A 20,315-nucleotide genomic window follows, 5' to 3' on the forward strand; every position below is an offset into this window, starting at 1 on the left:
GCCGCCCTGTGCACAGCCGCGAACTCAAACTGGCAGCAGCTTGCTGCCCAATAGCCTCGCTCACGCGGCCAGTGCCGGGTCTTCCTTCTCGCGAGTGGCGACAATCCGTAGCCCGCCGTCCGGGAGGGGCCGCTGCAGCGACTTCGCCTCGTCCCAAGGGGCGCGGAGCCAGACCTCGTACTCCTCCGCCGTCGCCAGGATCACCGGCATCGCCCTGGGGTGGACGGGCTTGACCTCCGCGTTCGGCTCACAGGTGAGGAATCCGAAGAAATCGGTGGTGATCTCGCCTTCCTTCGCCTTGTGCGCACACTGGTCCAATTGGTCCACAGCCCAGCAAATGCGATCAGAGGTCGCGTCTCGTCCAGCGCGAACCAGACCGGCATTTTCTTGCCGTCGATCGTGTCGGAGTCGCAAAACGACGTGAACGGCACCAGGCAGCGATGCTCCGGTCCGAGCCATCGCTTCCAGTGAGCGCTGCTGACATTCCTGATGTTCGTCTCCATCCGGAGCAATTCCTTGAAATCGACGATCTTGCCCTTGGCCTGCAATTTCTCCGCTCGCTTTTTCGTCGCATCCATCAGGGCCCGCTGCGAGCTCGGCATGCCCCAGCGTGCCATGACGATCTCGCGTAGATGGCCCCCGTGCCAACTGGAAAGGCTTCCTGCGTCTGTCGCTCGTGACGTGCCCAGTGGCGCTCTATCCGGCCACCTCCGAGTCAGAGAAGATCTCGTTCAATCAGCTCAACCGGCAGACGGGCCATCGCATCAAGTACTTGAAGGTCGACGCCGACACCGGCGACGAGGTGCCGAACGAGGACATCGTCAAAGGATATGAGCTGGACAAGGGCCAGTACATTGAGGTCACGAAGGGGGAACTCGAGGAGATCGCTACGCGCACCATCGAGATCGACGAATTCGTCGACAAGGCCGGCATCGACCCCCGCTACCTGATCCGCCCGACTACCTGCGGCCCGACGGAAAGGTGGGCCACGACGCCTTCGCGGTGATCCGCGAAACCATCCGTGAAATGTACAAGGTCGCGATCGGCCGGGTGGTGCTGACCAACCGCGAGCACATCATCGCGCTCGAGGCGCTGGACAAAGGACTCGTCGGCACACTGCTCCGCTATCCCTATGAGGTGCGCAGCGAGATGGGCCAATACCTTCAGATCGCAAGGCTGTTTAAGGCAAGCTGAAGGTATAACTCTGCGCTACGCCGAGTTTCCATCGACTTGGAACGCGATCGATGTTGCGAGCGCTCACGAGGCCAGCGCATCATGTTCTCTGCTCTGGTTTCGCAATAGCCGGGTGGGTGGAGTGGCAGAGGAGCATGGGGAAGATTATGCGCAATAGGGAGTCGGTTGAGGGCTTCGGCCTCGGTTGGTCCTCCTTCGCAGCCGAATAAAGGAAGATCCTGTCCCCTCTTGAATTCGCAAAGAGACCTACTTTGCTCAGTTGCGAAGATAAGGTCTACCCGCGATCGAGTTGTTGGCGTTTTGCGCAATCAGGACAAGACCGTTCCTGGGACCTTCCTCGGGATTTTATAAGGCACATCCAAGGCCGCTGTGAGGTTCGTCGTAGTGCCCGAGGTGGGCCCCACCTCCCCAAGGGGAGCTGTCTGACTGATCAATGCCACGAAAATCAATTCTTCTCTCGAAAACGAGGCAGCCTTTGGATAGAAGCCGCGGCTTTCATCATTTCAGTCGGCTAACGCCTTCATTAGGCACTAGCAACTGTTGAAGTGGTTAGTATTCTCCCTTGGCACATTCCTCGTCCGGCCTGAAGAGCATTTGCGTCCCGGTGTTCGATTAGACCTCGTCGGCAAAGCGCACTGAAACTTTGCGAAGCTTGCGCCGACGAGAATAACGCTCCCCTGGTAGGCCAAGAATGGTGGAGTTTCGGGCTGGTTGAAGCTAGCGAAGCGCAGCATATTATCAACCCCTTACGCCGGCATAGCCGGCGCCACCACCACCACTACTCCATTCCTACCTCGCCGGCTCCTCTCCGCTTCCCTCCCTCTTCCTCCGCCGACCGACCTCCTTGCACGTACTGAACGGGTTTCAGGGTTGCGCAATGTAGCAACGCCGCTCCTCGTACAGCCTAGATTTGCAAGCTCCGGATGAGCTCTTCCTCTTCTGCCATTAGTCTCAGGTTTTCGCGATGGTAGCGGCCCTCATCGAGCGATCGGCCGGCATACAATTCCAGTCATACCGCGCTTAGCGAGATACAAAGGCATCTCGCTTCTGAGCATCCTTCCCAAAATTATGGGATGCCTTACTCAACGAGATCTACCTCGAAGGGCGCCTTTGCGTGCAACCACCGGCGCGTTTCATGTAGGTAACGACCTAGAATTCTAGCTCCACTCTCCTCGTTCAAATCCATCACGGACCAGACAACGACGATGTGCGTATTCAGGATGATCCCTGCCACAGCGAAAAAGCAATTGCATCGTAGATTTTACGGACGTCTTTGTCCGTCAGCGGAGAGCGCTTTAACTTCGGTGGGGCCGACCAGAACGGATTGACCATTGCCCCCGTAGGCGATAACCGGGCGGTGGGCAGCCGAGCGACAACCCGGGGTCGGCTTGATCCGCGCAAGGTCGTCTTCCCTGCGGCGTAGCCGTACGTGAAGGATCGATGACGCTCCCGACCGATAATCGGCTGGCCAGTAGAAACCCGGATTTGCAACCCAAACTAAGCTGTTGATTTTACGTGGCATTTTTTCAACAAGGCAATTTTCGCTTCCAAAACGCCGTTATTACGCTTCCAAAACTCCGACGGAGGCGATCGCTTGGCACGTCTCCGTCTCAAGTCCCATTGCGCAGGGATGCAGCTTAGACTTGAAGAGACTGAATCAGCTCCTGGTGTTCCTTCTGCCAGCACTCGTCTGCGATGCGTTGTCGCCACTCGAACAGCTCGTGGCCAGAATAAATGCGCTCGAAATGACATGCCCCCCAAAAGGATACGTACTTGTCCTTACGCTGAGCGCCTGTACCGATGTTTCGAGAAACATTCGCTAGCGTCTGCAACGGAAGCGGCGGACTTTTGCGGATCGGCCACGGCTTAATGACGTCGCGCGCAAATGTTTCGTGAATCCCTGTCTCGCTGTCGCGCCAAAAGATCTTTTCATCTGGCCCGAGCTGCTTGCTTAAATACCGGAACCAGCCCCAGCCGCGCTTAATCGCGCCTTCCTCCGTCTTTTCGTAGCTCAAGACCAGACGAAAAGCTTTCCAGGGGAAATGCTTGCCGACCATCTCCGCAAGAGCTTTCCGCGACCATGTCTCAAAATCCTTTCGAGCGCTCCGCGGGAGACGAAGCAAGACATGCGAGTGAAAGCTGCGCATTCCAGGGATGGTGATCAGGTGTTCCAGGCGATGGTGATCACGGATTCCAGCGATCGTGATCAGATGCGGAGGCGAACACGACTGACGGGTTTATGTGTGCTGGAAATGGTCTCCTGGTCAAGGCTGGCGGGTTGGTTCGGAGATCGTTCCGGCGGTCCATGGGAGGGCCCCGTGCGCGGCGCGGAGTGCCCCCATGAGCGACGGAGCGACGCGCGCGGGAGGGGCCTGTGGGCCGGCGGGGCGATCGTGCGCGAGGTGCTCACGGTTTTTTCTTTTCGCCAGCCTGACGCCGTAGACTGTCGCCTTTGAGCTCGAGGCGGTGCGCATTGTGAATGATGCGGTCCAATATCGCATCGCCAAGGGTGGGATCGGCAATGACGTCGTGCCATTGCGACACGGGGACCTGACTTGTGATCAACAAGGATCCCTTGTCGTAGCGATCATCGACAATCTCGAGCAGATCGCGGCGCTGGTCGGCGGTGAGCGGTTCGGGTCCCCAGTCGTCAAGGATGAGGAGATTGACGCGCTCGAGCGCGGCGATCAGGCGCGCCAGACGGCCTTCGCCGCGCGCCTGGGCGAGATCGGCGAACAGGCGGGATGTTCGCTTGTAGAGGACGGAGAAGCCGTCGCGGCAGGCCTTGTTGCCGAGCGCACAGGCAAGCCAGGACTTGCCGGTGCCGGTTGGGCCGACGATGACCAGGTGGTTGGCCTCACGGATCCATTGGCAGGTGGCGAGGGTTTGGAAGAGCGAACGGTCAAGGCCGCGAGCGGTGCGATAGTCGACGTTCTCAATGGCGGCGGCTTGCCGGAGCTTGGCACTGGTCAAGCGGCGCGTGAGGCGGCGGTTGTCGCGGGCGGTGACCTCGCGATCGACGAGGAGGCCGAGCCAATCGGCGTGCGGCATCTCGGCCGCCTCGGGGTTGTTCTGCAGTTCAGTGAGGGTATCGGCCATGGCGGCGAGGCCGAGGGCGCGCAAGCGATCGACGGTGGGGTGAATAAGCATGCTGATCTCTCCTGATCAATTGTAGTAGCTGCGGCCACGGATGTTGGCGTGGAAGAGGATGGGCGCCTCCTCGGCGGGAGGCGCGGTTCTGTCGGTGCCGTTCTTGAGGATGGCGGCGACCGTTTTGTACGAGCGGGCGTTGAGCAGCAGGGCCCGGGCGCAGGCGGCGTCGACGCGTTCCTGGCCGTAGCGCTTGACCAGCCCGAGAATGCCGATCGCGGAGCGGAAGCCCTGTTCCGGATGCGGCCGCGACCGCAGGATGACGTCGATCAGGGTGTCGGCGTCGGGGCCGACCTTGGCGGCTTCGGAACGAATACGCTCATGGGTCCAGTCACGATAGCGGCGATGCGAACTCGGCATATGCTCGGCAATCGTGGTCGGGCGATGCGGCAAGGTGCTGCGCAGATGCGAGGCCACGCGCTTGCCACGGAGGAAGATCTCGACGGTCTTTTGGGTGATGCGAGCCTCGACCTCCTGATGCAAGAGGTTGTGAGGGACGCTGTAGTAATGCTTGGCGATCTCGACGTGATAATCGAGGTTGACCCGGCAGCGCTTCCACTCGGCATACTCGTACGGTTCATCCGGCAAGGGGGTGAGCGCCTGATGATCGAACTCTTCGAACAGATCGCGCCGACTTCGCCCCCAGCTCCGGAGAGGTCGATCGTTCAGCTCGACAAGGAGGCTGTGGATCGCCTCGTTGAGGGCGGCGAGCGAGAAGAAGCGGCGGTTGCGCAGACGCGCCAGAATCCATCGCCCGACGATTTGGACCCCGACCTCGACCTTGGCTTTGTCGCGCGGCCGATACGGCCGCGCCGGGACGATGGCGGTGCGGTAATGGCGGGCGAGATCGGCATAGGTCCGGTTGACCATCGGCTCGTGAAAGCAGGCCCGGGTGATGCCGGCCTTCAAATTGTCGCTCACCGTCTGCCGGGCCACACCGCCGAAAAAGGCAAAGGCCCGCACGTGCGAGGCGATCCAGTCCGGCAGGCTCTGGGTGAGGCTGGCCTCGGCGTAGGTGTAGTTCGAGGCGCCGAGCACGGCGACGAAGATCTGCGCGCTGCGCACCTCACCGGTGAGCCCGTCAACTACCTCCATGGTGTGGCCGGAATAGTCGACGAACAGCTTCTCGCCGGCGACATGGACCTGGCGCAGGGTCGGCTTGAGGCGGCCGGCCCATTCCTTATAGCGTTCGCAGAACCACGCATAGCTGAAGCTGTCGGAGTTTGCGTCGCAATACTCCTCCCACAACAGCATCAGCGTGACGTTCGGGCGCCGCAGCTCGCGATGCACGAGCGCCCAGTCCGGATGCGGACGCTCGTCGCTGGGCCGATCGGAAGGCGGCGGAAACAGGCGGTTCTCGAGCTGGACGTCGTCATCGAGCTCCGTTGGCAACGGCCAGGTCAGACCGGCGCGGCGGGCTCGGTTGACGTACTTACTGACCGTGCCCTGGGCCAGACCGAGGCTGCGGGCAACGGCGCGTTGCGACATGCCGACGCTGTAGTGCAGGCGTAGAACTTCGCGAATGTGGCGCATGGACAGTCTCTCTGTCGGCATCTCGATCCTCTGCGGTTGGGCAAAAGACCGAGCTACCCCGGTTGCAGACTGTCAGCGGTGGGCGCCTCCTGGTTGTCCCCGATCATGATCGCTGGAAATAGCGATCACGATCGGCTGGAAACGGTGATCACGATGCTCTGGAATGGGTGATCACGATGGCCTGGAATCGGTGATCACGATCGGCTGGAACGCGCAGTGAAAGCCACGCTTTTGGTCGTTTTCGTGGACCCAGACGTATCGAAGCTCACTACCCACGCGCGCGTTTGCAACACGCCGTTGACGAGGCTTGTTGCCGACGCGAAACCATTTTTGCGCCTTGTGCAGATATTTGCCCAGAATTGCGTCACCCTCCGCTGGGCTCAGCCCCATCATGGACCACACGATGATGAGATGTGCATTCATCAGGACTCCATCCTTCCACATGGCGTACGATATGGCGTTGTAAATTTTCCGTACTTCGTCCTTCGTCAAGTAGGCCGGCCGCATCGGACGGTTTGAAGCGCGCTGGGCTACCACCGGCCAAAAAGGATTGACCATCGGAGCACGAGGACGACCGCCGGGCACCGACTGGAATGGTCCGATGAAATGAGGCCAAATCTCGTGACCGCACGGGCTGTCCTTTAGATAATGCCCGAGTTGATCGTACGGCGTCGCAGGAACGGATCGATCTCCGGCCGGCGTCTTTGGTGGCGATCCTGCATTAGTGGGCATATCAACCCAATCATCCGTGTTCTCGTCGAAGAGCTTCGAGTTCGGGCTCGGACGACGGTACTTCACCCGGCGAAAGCCTGGACGATCCGGAGGACGGCTTAGCGGAAGCGGTTTGGGCGGGGGCAACAAAGCGCTTAAGATGCAGGCATATTCATTGCGTCCTGTAGTTGCGCCTCGGACGAGATCTTTGAACTCAGGATCGTTTTGGTCGAGAACACAAGCCTGGAGAAGGCTTTGGGCACGATCAACCGAAGGAATCGATTCAAGGTAAGCTATCAAATCGTTCTTTCTTTTACGCATTGCGATTCACTCCGACGTTTTCGCGCCGACGCGAATTGCAATCGGCCAGTTAAGAACTCGCCGTGTGCGTGGCGAACCCCAAGTGTTTTTGAGAGCTTTGGAGAAGTTCCAGAGATCAATGTTTGCAATCGATCCGCTTGCCTTGACTCTCCGCACGACTGGCCATCCCTCAATGAAGTGATGAAGAGTGAACAGATTCCATGCGGCGCGCATAAACATGCGCGAACGGAAATTGCCGCTCGCAGCAACGGCGACTTCGTTGAACGGAAAGCTGACGCTCCTATATCGATCCAGTAAATGGCGCTCGTCCGGCGTGACGAATGCGCCCAGAGCTTGCTCGAACCCATGCTCAAGCACATCGTTGATGAGCTTCGTCGTCGCGCTATCTTTGAGGGGCTTTTGCCGCGCGACTGCTTCGAACGGCAAATAGCCCAAAAGAACCACTTTTCCATTTTTCCGCAACAGTCGCTTCGCCTCGGCTAGAGCAGCAGCGATTCCGAATTCGTGTCCCTGCTCTATAATGACCGTGCCAAACGTTTCCGCTTTGAAAGCTGTTTGCGGCAGTTGGCACCAGCGATAGCCAATAGCAGGACGGATCTCGTGCCGCCGCAAGATCGCCGGGTCCCGTTCGGGGTCGCGGAGATGATTTACAACAGCGGATTTGCTGCCCAATACTCGCGCTTTCATTGCCTCAACTACGGCTGAGTTGTGGTGGACCACAACCGCGCCGTTGCAGAGACATTCAGCCAACTGAACGGCGAAAATGCCCTCACCCCCGGACAGTACAATCGTGGGGCCCGTGCCGCTGCTTAGCGAACCGATGTAGTCGATTAATTCACATGTGGCTTCGGGACCTTTTAGCCGATCCCTTAGCTGATGCTCCCGAAGTTCTTCGGAGGACATGGGAGACAATTCGACTGGCTTCGCTTCTCGTGTCTGGGCTGGTGACCCAGTGGAAGAGAAGAAATCAGACCAGGAAGTCTGCGATTTAGATGTATTCGACATTGGGTAATCCTCTGGATGTTGAATGCAGAGGACGCCACCGCTGTTGCCCAGCGCTATTGAGACGGACGGTACCGATCTCTGCGCTTAGTTATTCAAGTTGAGGGGTATAGAAATTGCGGATAAACATCGATCTGCGACGTTATTTCTAGCAGCATAAATAATTCAATTATTACAGGGGCATGGCTATGTTGATACGGGCTGCCCTGCTTCACTTTCGGTGAAAACAATGGCGGAATCAGGCAGTACCCCGTAGGGGTACGACAGGCTGCGACGGTTTTTAGACTGACTGCCAGGTCAAGGCACCCCGCCAGGAACTTTCACTCCAAACGTCTTCCCTGGCCGATAGTCTTTACGAACTTCCAACCACGCGCCTCGCGAGTGGGCGCGAGAAGATGGAAGCTGGCGAAGCGGGCTTCAGGTTAGAGACTTTTCAGATCTCAATTGCCGACAATTAGCAGAGGCTGTCAGCAGATATCGCCACTAATCTTTACGTCCGTTGTCGTTCTACTAAATTCACCGCGCGCAACACCCCTCTTCCAATCCAGGCGCGTCCGCTGGGCGCAGCAGGCAATGCTCACCCCGTGGCGCGAGAATAGGCGTGCACTAACTGATTGGAGACTGGTGAAGAAGATATATTTTTTAATAGGCCCCCCTTACCTACACCCGGCGCCACCGGCGCCGCTCCCTACTCTCCCTACTCTCCCTACTCTCCCTACTCTCCCTACTCTTGCCTCTAGCACCAGGCACGAAGCTCAAGCTTCTTGCGCCGCCACTGACGCCTGCATTTTTACAAAAGCCCGCAACTATTCTCGTCCGGCCCTGAATCTCTTTGGCAATCCCAGCCAACGAGGTTCATATGCAGACTTCATCCCTCGCGGACGTTAAGCCCCTCTCTCGCGTTCCGCTCATTCCCGAACACATCGTTCGGCGCCATAACGTTCATTTCGAGATCGATACCCGCTTCCGCCGCGCAGCTCGCTTGCTGCAGTACCTCTGGCTAACTGACCACAAAATTCCGACCGGTATTCATGTTCAAGGAACTGGGGAAGATGCCATTACGATGGACATCGGCTCCTGCCTGAGCGCCGAAGCCGCCGAAGCCGGTAAAAACTTCATGTCGCCGGCCATTCATGGCCTGGTGCGCCACGAGCTGATCATGCGCGAGGAAGGAGCCATGATCGATGAGGACCGTCTTTTCAGAAATGCGCTGAGCTCGATGCCATTGGTCTTCAACCTGTTTGGACCAATGGTCATCGACCTTCGTCTCGCCACCGCCGTCTTCCGCGTCCTTCTTCCGAACTTCGTGGATACAGTCGAGAGGATCCGCTTCGAGCACTCGCCTGGCCGCCACGAAGACCGGTTTCTCTCGGATGGAACCGCCTTCGATCTCGCGATGAACGTCATCACACCTGACGGTGAAGAGGCAACGGTCTACATCGAGGTAAAATATTCGGAGGATATGACGGGCCCCGCCGCACGGCTCCGCCCCCGTTATGATGAAGCATCAATCCAGGTTGGGCTCTTCAAGGATCCTGACAGCCAGTTGCTACGGTCTCTCGCCCTTGACCAGCTTTGGAGAGAGCACATGACCGCTCAACTGGCTGTCGATCACGGCATTACGACCCAAGCCAAGTTCATAACCATAGCTCCTAAGCTCAACCGTCGCGTGAATGCCGCCTGCCGCGTCTACCGCAGTGAATTGCTCGATATTGATGAAGAGAAAAGCGATCGCGTCGACTTTCGGTCCCTTGATCTAGAAGCTGTCATCAAGGAACTCGACAAGGCTGGCGCTTCCGAAATGGCCGGTAAGCTCTGGGCCCGGTACTGCGATTTCGACCGCGTCTATCACCTCGCCATGAATGAATTTCCGGACACTGCGTGTCTCGTTAACTTCATTGGCGAGCCCGAAGCAGTCCGGAAGGCGCGGACAACTCGACGTCGCCGATCGAGCTCGCCCAACCCTTCATCAAACGCAAACGAGTGAGGAGGGACTGATGTCTAGCGTCGATCTCCTCACTGTGGCTGACCGCGTCCAACTTCTGGTCAACGCAATCAACGGCGGCGACCATATGCCGGTGGCAAAACTATTTACACCAGACGCACAGGCGACGTGGCTTATCACTGAAGTCGATCCAGACGATCCCGACCGCCTCTTCGGATTGTGCGACCTTGGCCTCGGCTGCCCGGAACTCGGCTACGTTTCCCTCGCTGAACTGTCCGAGCTCCGCGGCCCGCTTGGCTTACCCATCGAGCGCGACGCGTATTTCATTCCTGAGAAGCCGTTGTCGGCGTACGCCGAAGACGCGCGGTCTCTAGGTAGAATCGTTGCATAGTCGTCCCCCGAAGGTGTTAGCCTCCGAAGGCCTAGTAGGCATGATCAAGGTGCTGGGCCCCTCGATGCCCAGCGCCTTTCGCTCGAGCTTGTGAGCCGAACTATGAGCATTAGGCAGTCAAGGTCACAGAGCAACGGCCAAGCGCTTTTTTATCCGTGTAGACAGCGCCATATTGACTGAATTCCCGGGTGACCAATCTCGAGAAGATCAATTCACCTTGGGCTTTGTCATGTACGACCGTCAAGCTCGCCGCTCGGGACCGGCCTACTTGCAGAGCGGTCTCCGAAGTAACCCAGCAGACCGGACCGAGACCGCTCACTGTTGCCGTGGGCCTTCTCCGGAGGCTTCGTAGTGTACTCAATCGGAGACATGGTCTATTTCTGGACCGGGCGTGGCTCGCACGGCTATGCCTCCATCACGCGTCTCACCGCCGATCGCATCTTCCTCGAGCCAGAGCCTGACGCGCACCGAGGCTCTGACTATCGCATCCTCCATTCAGGCGCGGAGTGGTGGTCGCCTCGCAGAAAAGGCGTGCCCGTCGACCAAGTCGATACGCCCCCGCGCTTCTGGTACTGTAACTTCTAGCTAACTTCTGGCGCTGCATCTTCATGTCCAGCGCCGCCCGGCGTGCCGTACTTCGCCAGCGCCTCTTCCAGAGCCGCCACGCAGAACGAGACGTCCATCGTGTTCGACAACCGCCACGCCAGAACCGCACGGCTCGCCCAGTCGATGATGGCGACGAGATAAAGAAAGCCGCGGCCGATGGGCAGATACGTGATGTCGGCCGCCCACACCTGGTTTGGCCGGTCGATCGTCATGTTGCGCAGCAGATAGGGATAGATCTTGTGGCCCGGCGCAGCCGCTTTAGAAGCTGGCCATACGTCATGCCTGCATCGGCTCCAAAATCCGAAATCCAGGGACTAACCAGAAAGACCTTGTGCCAGTGATGACTTCGAGCAAGAGCGTCGATAAAGGTTTTGATGACCCGGCTAGTTGATACTCGAAGCCAGGTGACCGTCTCGCCGCCTTCCATTGCTTGGATCTCCTAGCTTATACATAGGCATCCTTGGCGCCCAAATCGTCGGCTGGCGTTAGCACGCCGAACCTTGACGCCACAACCTAGGCAAACTCCTGACACTTTAGCCAAATCGTTCTATGACTAAAATTGTGTGATCCGCAACATCGGTCCGCGGTTGGCGTCGCCCCACTTCGGGCTGTTGCGTCTCGCTGCTGGCAACTTTATTGGCAGAGCACCTGAGCGGCACACTGCAAAATTGCTCTGGAAAAGGTAAGGTAGTCCGAGCAGCGAAGTTGCCACGTCAGAATTAGATCGTCGGAGCGAAACAATAAAATTTGTGCTGAGCCAGGTTTGAGTCACAGTGCGAGCCTGCCTGGCAGGACCATCGTTACCGCCTATTGAAAGCGAGATCCCGAGGCCTGATTGGGAGGCCAATTTGCGACGCATTGGACCTGCTTCGAAGTCGAAAACACCCCGGACATTTTCGACGAGGGCAAGGATCCGGGTGAGTCACGGGCCCGTAAGGGCCGGTATATGCTGGTGCTCCACAAGAGTGCTACAAAGAAATTCACCGGTTCTAAGCGAATAGCCAATTTCGCTGTGGTTCCCCAATGTCCTCGAAGACGTGGCGGAGAGGGAGGGACTCTCACCCTCGTTACCAAACTAGATCGGTCAGCAGGCGCAACCACTCCATTTAGCGGCCTTCACGATCTCTGCGACGTTCGGTGGGGCGTGATCTCACTCCGCATTTTCGCGATCCCCGACTGATTCGAACGTCCGGCACTCGGATTCGTGGTGCAAGGTTGCTCTGGCGAAATGCTACCTAGCTGACGTTGATGTTTGGGAATCGTCCGATGGCCTTTGCCTTGGCGGTGATGGTTACATCTCCATAGTCCTCCGAAGCGTTGCGCGGCGCATGCCCCTGTATGGCATCGAGCACGCGCATGGCCACCTCCTGTTCAATGCCGACAGTCTTGAAGCGATGACGCCAGCCGTGACTCGGATCTACGTTTGGGTCCTTCACAACCTCACGCACGAAAGCATTGACCTTATTTCGCGCGGTCTTCACCGCCTTGCGGACGCCAAGGTCGCCGGCTTTAGGGTCTATGAAGATATAGCCGCTCTTTGAGTTCTCGTAGAACTCCAAGAAGCCTTCCTCAATGATTTGCCGGTGCAGTACGACGTCTCTGGCTTCGTCCGTCTTCACGGGGCCAGCTTCGGGCGTCACGCGCACGACCCAATGCTTGCCCTCGCGTCGAACATCCTCCTTGCGAAGCTGAAGCATCTCGCCAACCCGCGCCCCCGTGAAGGCGCACAACCATGGCACCCACCGTTTGGCTGCTGCCAGCTTCGGCGCCTCCCTTCCGCCCGCAAAACTCCGCGCGTATTTGAGAATGGCGGATGCCTCCTGGTCGTAAAAGCCCTTCGACCTGAGCTTGCGTGACTTGCCGACCTTAATGGTAAGTCCTTCGGCAGGATTGCTGGCCATCCGTCGATTCATGACTGCCCAGCCAAAAACCATCTTTAGCCCCGCGAGGTCACTATCCTTGACCGTCTTCGCGCTGGCGCCGCCTTGAAGCCTGTGATCCTTGTACCGAACAATGTCCTGCGGCGTCACGCGGCTCGCTTGGTCATGCTTCAGAAACCCCACTAGCTTTGCCACAGTGTTGCGGTAGCTCTCGTAGGTGCTCTGCTTGCGACCAGCAGCCTTCGCCTCCTTCCACCAATGCTCGACCAGTGCCGATAGTGAATCGTCGGAGGCGGCGCTGTTGGCATCATTCTTCGCCTGCTCAGCCCGTGCCGACCATTCCGGGAACCGAATCACCTGAGGTAGTGGCGAGCCTTCGCCTTCCCCTCTTGCGAGCTTCGCCAAAGTCAAACTTGCACGCTGAATGGCAGCGCCCAGTGCGCGGGCCATGGTTCGGCGGTTCTGATCGTCGACGATAATCCCGTTGCTCGTCAGATAGCCGTTTGCAGCGTCCAAACACGCTTGCTCCATCCGGAAGACCTTGTCCTCGGGCAGCTCCGGGGCGCCGACCAACGCCCGTTGAGACGCAGCCAGGATCTCCTCCCTGGTCTGTGGGGGGCCAAATAGGCGTGCCCCAGCAACGGTATCCCAGTTGGTCTGCTGGCTTGGGTTATCCCTGTACTGCTCCAGCCATCGCTCATAGGCGACCATGGCAAAACGGTGCGCTTCTCGCTCGGTCAGAGGCACCGGGCCAGCGCGCAAATTCGCCCAGCGAGCTTCGAGCTCGGCAAGCGCTTTCGCATGCCGCACCTTTGCCTCTGCAGGATCGCGCGTCTGGAGGCTTACCTTTTCCTCGCGCTTGCCAACAAGCTTACGCAGATCCTCCGGAACGGCTCTCCGAAGCTGATAGATTCCAGTTTTGGGGTGCTTCCACGGACGCGACATAGCTAACGGCATTGTACCACTCTTCTGTACCACTGAGGAGCGGGTAAGCCGTTGATTTCGCTAATTGCTTTGGATTTCACGCTCTTAGAAGAGCGGTGGTGCCCAGGAAAGGACTCGAACCTTCACGGCCGTTAAGCCACTGGCACCTGAAGCCAGCGCGTCTACCAATTCCACCACCTGGGCATGCCGTTTGGGGCACGGAGGCGGTTACTACGGTTCGGTGACGCCGTTGTCAATTCATGCGTTGTGATGCCGATTGCGCATCGCAAACCGGCCCGATACAAGCCTGATATTACGCAATCTTCCCGCAGGAATGGACCCCAGGAATAGATCTCATGGCATCGAATCTGGAAACTCTCGTCACGGTTTTCGGCGGATCGGGGTTTTTGGGCCGGAATGTCGTCCGCGCGCTGTGCCGGCGGGATTACCGGGTCCGTGTTGCGGTGCGGCGGCCGGAACTGGCCGGCTACCTGCAGCCGTCCGGCAAGGTCGGGCAGGTCCATGTCGTGCAGGCCAATCTGCGCTATCCGGCCTCGGTCGAGGCGGCGCTGCGTGATTCGGACGTCGTGATCAATCTGGTCGGCATCCTGGCCGAAAGCGGCGCGCAGACCTTCGACGCCGTCCAGGCCAAGGGCGCCGAGACCGTCGCCAGGGCGGCCGCGGCCGCCGGCGCGCAACTGGTGCATGTCTCGGCGATCGGCGCCGACGCCGAATCGCCCTCGCACTACGCCAGGGCCAAGGCGGCCGGCGAGGCGGCGGTGCTGGCTGCGGTGCCCTCGGCCACGATCTTCCGCCCTTCCGTGATGTTCGGCCCGGAGGACCAGTTCACCAACCGCTTTGCCGCCCTGGCCCGGATGTCGCCGGTGCTGCCGCTGATCGGGGGCGACACGAAGATGCAGCCGGTCTATGTCGGCGACGTCGCCACCGCGATCGCGGATGCCGTGGACGGCAAGGCCAGGGCCGGCGCGACCTACGAGCTCGGCGGGCCGGAAGTGCTGACCATGCGCGAGATCATCGAGGCGATCCTGGCGATCACCGACCGCAAGCGCATGCTGGTGCCGCTGTCGTTCGGCCTCGCCCGCTTCCAGGCCACCTTCCTGCAATTCGCCCCCGGCGCGTTCAAGCTGACGCCGGACCAGGTCACGCTGCTCGGGCGCGACAATATCGTGTCCGATGCGGCGAAGGCGGCCGGGCTCACGCTGGAAGGCCTCGGCATATCAGCCGATTCGCTGGAGGCGATCGCCCCGCAATATCTCTGGCGCTTCCGCGCGGCCGGTCAGTTCCAGCGCATGAGCGTGTGAGTTGGGTTCACCGCTCCCGCTTGCGGGAGAGGTTCGATCGCGAAGCGATCGGGTAAAGGGGTACAGGTCTCACGAAGGCCGCACGTGTAGAGAGAGGCCCCTCACCCCAACCCTCTCCCGTAAGAACGGGGCGAGGGGGCGTACCGTCAGCGCGGCGACACCTCAAAACTTCAGCTTCTTGAACACCGCTTCGGGCAGCGTCTTGATGATCAGCATCACGAGGCGCCATTTGCCGCTGACATAGACGACGTCGGTCTTGTTCTGGACGGCAGCGAGAATCGCATCGCCCACGACCGGCGCCTCGACGGTGAGCGGGCCGATCAGCTTCATGCCTTCGGTCATCCTGGTGCGGACGAAGCCGGGCTTCACCGTGACGACGTGCACGCCGCCGCGGCTGGCACGGGCGCGCAGGCCCGAGAGAAACGCCGAGAAGCCGGCCTTGGCCGAGCCATAGACATAGTTGGAGGCGCGGCCGCGATCGCCGGCGACCGACGACACGCCGACGAGCGTACCGCTGCCGCGGCCCAGGAACTTTTCCGCGAACAGGCCGAGGATCAGCGACGGCCCCTCGTAATTGGAGCGCATGATCGTGGTGGCCTGGGCGAGATCGCTCTGCGCGCTCTCCTGCGTGCCGAGCAGTCCGACGATCGAGATGACGACATCAGGCAGCGCAGGGAGACTGCCGACAAAGCCCTCGAAGGAGGCCGTGTCGAGCACGTCGAACCTGTGGACACCGACATCGACACTGTAGCGCGCGCGCAGATCGGCGGCGTCAGGCTCCAGCGCGGTGACGTCACGGCCCGCGAGACCGACGTCGTAGCCTGCCCTGGCAAAGGCGCGCGCCGCGGCGCGGCCGATGTCGGAGGAGCCACCCAGCACCAGAACGGACTTGCGTGACGTCATGGCCTAGACCTCATCGAACAGGCGTTGTGAAAGCTTCGAGCGGATGTTGCCTTTGGGATCGAGCGATTTGCGGATCGCGTTGAAGCGCGGCAGAGCAGGATAACCAGCCTCGAACGTGGTGCGCGACTGGCGCGCGTCCTTGGCGAGATAAAGCCGGCCGCCGGCTGCGACGACCAGACGGTCGATCTCGTCGAGGAAGCTCAGAATGTCGCCCTTCACCGGAAAATCCAGCGCCAGCGTGTAGCCGGGCAGCGGAAACGACAGGAGGCCGTCGCCATGGCCGAGCCTCTTGAGCACGGCGAGGAAGGAGGCATCGCCGCGCCGCGCGACGCGATCGAGGATGTCGCCGAGCACGTCGCGGGCGCCGGCCTCCGGGATCACGCATTGGTGTTGCAGGAAACCGCGGCTGCCATAGATGCGATTCCAGTCGGCAACGCTGTCGAGCGGGAAGAAATAGGGATAGAGCGAGACCACATGGCTGCCGCCGGCGCGCCGCGCGCCCATGCGGTAGTAGAGCTCGTTGAAGGCGCGGATGCTGTAGCGGTTCAGCGTCATCGACGGCAAATCGATCGGCACGCCGAGGCCGAGACCTTTGCCGACCGGAAATGCCTCGGCACCTTCGGCAAGCTCATCCTTGCCGGCGTGCTCGCCGAGATTGATCAGTGAACGGCCGAGGTCGCGCCCGCGCGCCACGCAATCGATCCACGCCACCGAATAGGTCGCGGCATCGCCTGCATCGAGCGCGCGCATCGCCGCCTCGAGATCGGATGCGGCGATCACCCGCTCGCGGATCCATCCCGTTTCGACCCGCCGCAGCCGCATCGTTGCTTCAAGGATCACGCCGGTGAGGCCCATGCCTCCGACGGTCGCGAAGAAGGCATCGGAGTTCTGCTCGCGCGAGACCTCGATGGTTTCGCCCTCACCGGTGAGCAGCAGGATGCTGTCGACATAGCGGCCGAAGCCGCCTTCGCAATGATGGTTCTTGCCGTGCACGTCGGACGCAATGGCGCCGCCGATCGAGACGAAGCGCGTGCCGGGAACAACGAAAGGCAGGAAGCCGCGCGGACCAAAAGTGTCGATCAGGTCGGACAGCAGCACGCCGGCCTCGAGGCGAATGCGCCCGCTTGCGGTATCGAACCACCTGATCCGGTCGAAGCCGGTCATCGCCACGGTCCTGGCAGTTCCGATCGCGGCATCGCCATAGGCGCGGCCGTTGCCCCGCGCCACCGAGCCCGTCACATCACCGACGGCCTCGCCCACCGCCTCGAACGACCGCGGACGCAGCAGATCGGTATCAACGACCGGGAAGCGTCCCCAGCCGGAGACGAGGGTCATGGTTCAGCTCCTGTGCCGGGCGGGGCCGCCCTGCGCTCGAAACTGCCTACCGGTCAAAAGCTTATTTTGCGTTGAAGGCGCATGGTGAGTTTGCCGCTGTTGCCGGCGTCCACCTCTCCCCTTGCGGTCCCCTTGCGGGGAGAGCTGAAACCGAGAGCTTCGGTCGGCAGCGCCCCGACCATGGATTGCTACCGCCCCAGCGCCAGCGCGATCAGGCCGAGCGTGCCGACGATGACTCGCCACCAGGCGAACACCACGAAACCGTGGCGGGTGACATAGGTCAAAAACGTCTTCACCACGATGACGGCCGTGATGAACGACACGACGAAGCCGATCGCGACGATGCCCATGTGGTCCATCGTCATCTCGGAGCGGTTCTTATAGAAGTCGTAGGCGAACGCGCCGATCATGGTGGGAATGGCGAGGAAGAACGAGAACTCCGCCGCCGCGCGCTTGTCGGCGCCGAGCAGCATTGCCGCGACGATGCTGGCGCCGGAGCGCGACACGCCCGGGATCATCGCCACGCACTGCGCGATGCCGATATAGAGATACATCAGCAGCGGGAACCTGGTGGCATCGTGCTCGCGCGGCTTGAGGTCGAGCCTGTCGACCCAGAGCAGGATGGCGCCGCCGACGATCAGCGTGAAGCAGACGACCCAGGGGTTGAACAGCACGCTCTTGATGTATTTGCCGGCAACGAGGCCGATGACGACAGCGGGCAGAAACGCCACCAGCACGCCGATGACGAAGCGGCGCGCATAAGCATCGCCCGTGAACATGCCGATCGCGACATCCCAGAGCTTCCTGAAATACAGCCCGACAATCGCGAGGATCGCACCCAGCTGGATCAGAACGGTAAATGAATCCCAGAAGGCGCCTTCACCAAGATGGAAGAAACGCTCGGCGAGCAGAAGGTGGCCGGTCGAGGACACGGGAAGGAACTCGGTCACACCCTCGATGATGCCGAGGATCACTGCCCGTATTGCATCCGACATATTTACGGTCCATTTCGGCTGGAAAAGCGGGGCTCTTCTCGCCTATTCCCCCCAATGCTGCAATCGCAAAATGCGCCATCACGCTCTTGCTTCGCGGGTTTGAAGGACTAGTGTGGCGCCGCACAAACGTTGATGGATTCTTAAGCACCATCAAATAGTCAAAGGTTTCATGTTTACGCTGTTTCATCATCCGTTCTGCCCGCATTCGCGCTTCATCCGCCTGATCGCGGGCGAATACGGGCTCGACCTCAAGCTGGTTGAAGAGCGCACCTGGGAACGGCGCGAGGCATTTCTGCTGCTCAATGCGGCGGGAACGACGCCGGTCCTGGTGGACGACGAGCAGCCGCCGATCCCGGGCGCGGCCATCATCGCCGAATATGTCGACGAGGCCTATGGCGGGGGGATGGGACCCAAGCGCCTGATGCCGGAGACGACCTTCGAGCGCGTCGAGGTGCGCCGGCTGATGGCCTGGTTCAACGAAAAGTTCTTCGAGGAGGTCTCGCACCCTCTCGTCACAGAGCGCATCTACAAGCGCTTCATGAGCGAGGAGAATGGCGGCGGGCCGCCCTCGGCCGACGTGATGCGCGCGGCCAAGGCCAACGTGCGCTATCATCTCGCCTATATCGGCTGGCTGGCGCAGACGCGTAACTTCCTCGCCGGCGACCGGCTCACCTACGCGGATCTCGCCGCCGCGGCGCATCTCTCGGCGATCGACTATCTGGGCGACGTGCCATGGAGCGAGGACGACGCAGCAAAGGCGTGGTACGCGCGGGTGAAATCCCGCCCCTCGTTCCGTCCGCTGCTGAGCGAATGGCTGGCCGGCGTGCCGGCGTCGCGGACCTACGTGGACCTGGATTTCTGAACTCCGACCCGACTGAACTGAAGGCGCAACTCACGCGCGAGGCGCGCGCGCTCGGCTTCGACTGCATCGGCGTCACGGCACCGGGCACGATCGAAGCTGCCGGAAAGCACTTCCTCGAATTCATCGCCTCAGGCGGACACGGCGACATGGACTGGCTCGCGGCACAGCCGGAGCGCCGGGTCGATCCGCGCGGGCTGTGGGCCGACGTGCGCAGCGTGATCATGCTCGGCGTCAATTACGGCCCCGACTCCGATCCGCTGGCGATCCTGACCCAGCGCACGCGCGCGGCAATCTCGGTCTACGCGCAGGGCGACGACTATCACGATCTCATCAAGAAGCGGCTGAAGGCGCTGGCGCGCTGGCTGGTCGCGACTGCGCCAAGCGACGTGAAAGTGTTCGTCGACACCGCGGCCGTGATGGAGAAGCCGCTGGCGCAGGCCGCGCATCTGGGCTGGCAGGGCAAGCACACCAATCTGGTCTCGCGCGAGTTCGGCTCCTGGCTGTTCCTCGGCGCGATCTACACCACGCTGGAGCTGCCGCGCGACGATGCCGAGATCGACCATTGCGGCTCGTGCCGGGCGTGTCTCGACATCTGCCCGACTGCGGCGTTCCCCGCGCCCTACAAGCTCGATGCTCGGCGCTGCATCTCGTATCTCACCATCGAGAACAAGGGACCGATCCCGCACGAGTTTCGCAAAAGCATCGGCAATCGCATCTATGGCTGCGACGATTGCCTCGCGGCATGCCCCTGGAACAAGTTTGCGCAGGAGGGACGCGAGGCCAAGCTCGCGGCGCGTGACGAATTGCGCGCACCTGATCTCGCTGGGCTGGCACGGCTCGACGATGCCGCATTTCGTGCGCTGTTCACGAAGTCGCCGGTGAAGCGCATCGGCCGCGACCGGTTCTTGCGCAACGTGCTGATTGCGATAGGCAACTCCGGCGAGGTGGCGCTGGCGGAAGAGGCGCGGCGACTGCTGAGTGACGAGAGCGCGCTGGTGCGTGGCGCTGCGGTGTGGGCGCTGGCGCAGCTGGTCTCGCGGGAAGAGTTTGAGCCGATGAAGTTTGCCGCGGCGAGCAACGAGCGCGACGACAGCGTGCGCCGGGAGTGGCGAGACGCTTCCTAATTCTCGGTGTGACCCGGGCATCCAGTACGCCGCGACGCCTCGACTCAATCACTGCCTTGCCGGAGTACTGGATCGCCCGATCAAGTCGGGCGATGACACCTGTGTTGTGGCTGGCAC

15 protein-coding genes, 1 tRNA gene and 3 pseudogenes are annotated in these 20,315 nt (G+C 60.6%); 7 read left to right on the plus strand and 12 right to left on the minus strand.

Annotated elements, in window-relative coordinates:
- Positions 1-60: 60 nt before the first annotated feature.
- Positions 61-719, minus strand: a pseudogene (locus ACRQ5Q_RS00620) (SOS response-associated peptidase family protein).
- On the opposite strand from ACRQ5Q_RS00620, the pseudogene ACRQ5Q_RS00625 reads away from it, so the two are divergent.
- Positions 662-1,170 (plus strand): annotated as a pseudogene (locus ACRQ5Q_RS00625) (Ku protein); the annotation flags it as partial. The pseudogenes ACRQ5Q_RS00620 and ACRQ5Q_RS00625 overlap by 58 nt on opposite strands.
- Positions 1,171-2,831: 1,661 nt before the next feature.
- On the opposite strand, the gene ACRQ5Q_RS00630 reads toward ACRQ5Q_RS00625, so the two are convergent.
- The 5 genes from ACRQ5Q_RS00630 to ACRQ5Q_RS00650 all read right to left on the minus strand — a co-directional run bounded on the left by ACRQ5Q_RS00630 (position 2,832) and on the right by ACRQ5Q_RS00650 (position 7,812).
- Positions 2,832-3,251 (minus strand): hypothetical protein, encoded by a 420-nt coding sequence (locus tag ACRQ5Q_RS00630; protein ID WP_439395558.1) that lies wholly within the window; start codon positions 3,249-3,251, stop codon positions 2,832-2,834.
- A 349-nt stretch (positions 3,252-3,600) separates the two neighbouring features.
- Complete coding sequence (gene istB, locus ACRQ5Q_RS00635; protein WP_439392912.1) at positions 3,601-4,344, minus strand: IS21-like element helper ATPase IstB; 744 nt, start codon at positions 4,342-4,344, stop codon at positions 3,601-3,603.
- 15 nt (positions 4,345-4,359) lie between these two features.
- Entirely contained in the window at positions 4,360-5,898 is a 1,539-nt protein-coding gene (istA, locus tag ACRQ5Q_RS00640; protein WP_439392910.1) for an IS21 family transposase, read from the minus strand.
- 150 nt (positions 5,899-6,048) lie between these two features.
- On the minus strand, positions 6,049-6,909 hold the full coding sequence (locus ACRQ5Q_RS00645) for a hypothetical protein (protein ID WP_439395559.1): 861 nt from the start codon (positions 6,907-6,909) through the stop codon (positions 6,049-6,051).
- A 6-nt stretch (positions 6,910-6,915) separates the two neighbouring features.
- Positions 6,916-7,812 (minus strand): hypothetical protein, encoded by an 897-nt coding sequence (locus ACRQ5Q_RS00650; protein ID WP_439395561.1) that lies wholly within the window; start codon positions 7,810-7,812, stop codon positions 6,916-6,918.
- A gap of 958 nt (positions 7,813-8,770) precedes the next feature.
- Here ACRQ5Q_RS00650 and ACRQ5Q_RS00655 point away from each other — a divergent pair.
- The 3 genes from ACRQ5Q_RS00655 to ACRQ5Q_RS00665 all read left to right on the plus strand — a co-directional run bounded on the left by ACRQ5Q_RS00655 (position 8,771) and on the right by ACRQ5Q_RS00665 (position 10,832).
- Positions 8,771-9,898: a PGN_0703 family putative restriction endonuclease gene (locus ACRQ5Q_RS00655; RefSeq protein WP_439395563.1), complete on the plus strand. Its 1,128-nt coding sequence runs from the start codon at positions 8,771-8,773 to the stop codon at positions 9,896-9,898.
- A 10-nt stretch (positions 9,899-9,908) separates the two neighbouring features.
- Entirely contained in the window at positions 9,909-10,247 is a 339-nt protein-coding gene (locus ACRQ5Q_RS00660) for a DUF2958 domain-containing protein (RefSeq protein WP_439395565.1), read from the plus strand.
- A 351-nt stretch (positions 10,248-10,598) separates the two neighbouring features.
- Positions 10,599-10,832: a hypothetical protein gene (locus ACRQ5Q_RS00665; protein ID WP_439395567.1), complete on the plus strand. Its 234-nt coding sequence runs from the start codon at positions 10,599-10,601 to the stop codon at positions 10,830-10,832.
- Between the two features lie 38 nt (positions 10,833-10,870).
- Here the strand turns inward: ACRQ5Q_RS00665 and ACRQ5Q_RS00670 are convergent.
- From ACRQ5Q_RS00670 to ACRQ5Q_RS00680, 3 genes and pseudogenes are all read right to left on the minus strand, one after another.
- Positions 10,871-11,101, minus strand: a pseudogene (locus ACRQ5Q_RS00670) (transposase); the annotation flags it as partial.
- Positions 11,102-12,088: 987 nt separating this feature from the next.
- Entirely contained in the window at positions 12,089-13,690 is a 1,602-nt protein-coding gene (locus ACRQ5Q_RS00675; RefSeq protein ID WP_439395569.1) for a DUF6538 domain-containing protein, read from the minus strand.
- A gap of 84 nt (positions 13,691-13,774) precedes the next feature.
- Positions 13,775-13,861: transfer RNA gene (locus ACRQ5Q_RS00680), tRNA-Leu, on the minus strand.
- A gap of 152 nt (positions 13,862-14,013) precedes the next feature.
- On the opposite strand from ACRQ5Q_RS00680, the gene ACRQ5Q_RS00685 reads away from it, so the two are divergent.
- On the plus strand, positions 14,014-14,979 hold the full coding sequence (locus ACRQ5Q_RS00685; RefSeq protein WP_439395570.1) for a complex I NDUFA9 subunit family protein: 966 nt from the start codon (positions 14,014-14,016) through the stop codon (positions 14,977-14,979).
- 162 nt (positions 14,980-15,141) lie between these two features.
- Here the strand turns inward: ACRQ5Q_RS00685 and ACRQ5Q_RS00690 are convergent, their stop codons facing one another.
- The 3 genes from ACRQ5Q_RS00690 to ACRQ5Q_RS00700 form a co-directional block, all read right to left on the minus strand.
- Positions 15,142-15,882, minus strand: a complete 741-nt coding sequence (locus ACRQ5Q_RS00690; protein ID WP_439395572.1) for an SDR family oxidoreductase — start codon at positions 15,880-15,882, stop codon at positions 15,142-15,144.
- A gap of 3 nt (positions 15,883-15,885) precedes the next feature.
- Positions 15,886-17,217: an FAD-binding oxidoreductase gene (locus ACRQ5Q_RS00695; protein ID WP_439395573.1), complete on the minus strand. Its 1,332-nt coding sequence runs from the start codon at positions 17,215-17,217 to the stop codon at positions 15,886-15,888.
- 188 nt (positions 17,218-17,405) lie between these two features.
- On the minus strand, positions 17,406-18,212 hold the full coding sequence (locus ACRQ5Q_RS00700; RefSeq protein WP_439372409.1) for an undecaprenyl-diphosphate phosphatase: 807 nt from the start codon (positions 18,210-18,212) through the stop codon (positions 17,406-17,408).
- Between the two features lie 169 nt (positions 18,213-18,381).
- Here ACRQ5Q_RS00700 and ACRQ5Q_RS00705 point away from each other — a divergent pair, with 169 nt between their 5' ends.
- Positions 18,382-19,074, plus strand: coding sequence for a glutathione S-transferase family protein (locus ACRQ5Q_RS00705; protein WP_439395574.1), 693 nt, complete (start codon positions 18,382-18,384; stop codon positions 19,072-19,074).
- Complete coding sequence (gene queG, locus ACRQ5Q_RS00710; RefSeq protein ID WP_439372407.1) at positions 19,023-20,198, plus strand: tRNA epoxyqueuosine(34) reductase QueG; 1,176 nt, start codon at positions 19,023-19,025, stop codon at positions 20,196-20,198. The genes ACRQ5Q_RS00705 and queG overlap by 52 nt, the downstream gene beginning before the upstream one ends.
- The last annotated feature ends 117 nt before the right edge of the window (positions 20,199-20,315 follow it).

It is taken from the genome of Bradyrhizobium sp. PMVTL-01, assembly GCF_051861855.1.
Classification (GTDB): Bacteria; Pseudomonadota; Alphaproteobacteria; order Rhizobiales; family Xanthobacteraceae; genus Bradyrhizobium.

Bases quoted from the DNA above. Each gene is read 5' to 3' on its own strand.
- ACRQ5Q_RS00685 (WP_439395570.1), top strand. From the start codon at position 14,014: ATGGCATCGAATCTGGAAACTCTCGTCACGGTTTTCGGCGGATCGGGG.
- ACRQ5Q_RS00705 (WP_439395574.1), top strand. From the start codon at position 18,382: ATGTTTACGCTGTTTCATCATCCGTTCTGCCCGCATTCGCGCTTCATC.
- ACRQ5Q_RS00645 (WP_439395559.1), bottom strand. From the start codon at position 6,909: ATGCGTAAAAGAAAGAACGATTTGATAGCTTACCTTGAATCGATTCCT.
- ACRQ5Q_RS00675 (WP_439395569.1), bottom strand. From the start codon at position 13,690: ATGCCGTTAGCTATGTCGCGTCCGTGGAAGCACCCCAAAACTGGAATC.
- ACRQ5Q_RS00695 (WP_439395573.1), bottom strand. From the start codon at position 17,217: ATGACCCTCGTCTCCGGCTGGGGACGCTTCCCGGTCGTTGATACCGAT.
- ACRQ5Q_RS00690 (WP_439395572.1), bottom strand. From the start codon at position 15,882: ATGACGTCACGCAAGTCCGTTCTGGTGCTGGGTGGCTCCTCCGACATC.
- ACRQ5Q_RS00700 (WP_439372409.1), bottom strand. From the start codon at position 18,212: ATGTCGGATGCAATACGGGCAGTGATCCTCGGCATCATCGAGGGTGTG.
- queG (WP_439372407.1), top strand. From the start codon at position 19,023: ATGGCTGGCCGGCGTGCCGGCGTCGCGGACCTACGTGGACCTGGATTT.
- ACRQ5Q_RS00660 (WP_439395565.1), top strand. From the start codon at position 9,909: ATGTCTAGCGTCGATCTCCTCACTGTGGCTGACCGCGTCCAACTTCTG.
- ACRQ5Q_RS00630 (WP_439395558.1), bottom strand. From the start codon at position 3,251: ATGGTCGGCAAGCATTTCCCCTGGAAAGCTTTTCGTCTGGTCTTGAGC.
- ACRQ5Q_RS00650 (WP_439395561.1), bottom strand. From the start codon at position 7,812: ATGTCCTCCGAAGAACTTCGGGAGCATCAGCTAAGGGATCGGCTAAAA.
- istB (WP_439392912.1), bottom strand. From the start codon at position 4,344: ATGCTTATTCACCCCACCGTCGATCGCTTGCGCGCCCTCGGCCTCGCC.
- ACRQ5Q_RS00655 (WP_439395563.1), top strand. From the start codon at position 8,771: ATGCAGACTTCATCCCTCGCGGACGTTAAGCCCCTCTCTCGCGTTCCG.
- istA (WP_439392910.1), bottom strand. From the start codon at position 5,898: ATGCCGACAGAGAGACTGTCCATGCGCCACATTCGCGAAGTTCTACGC.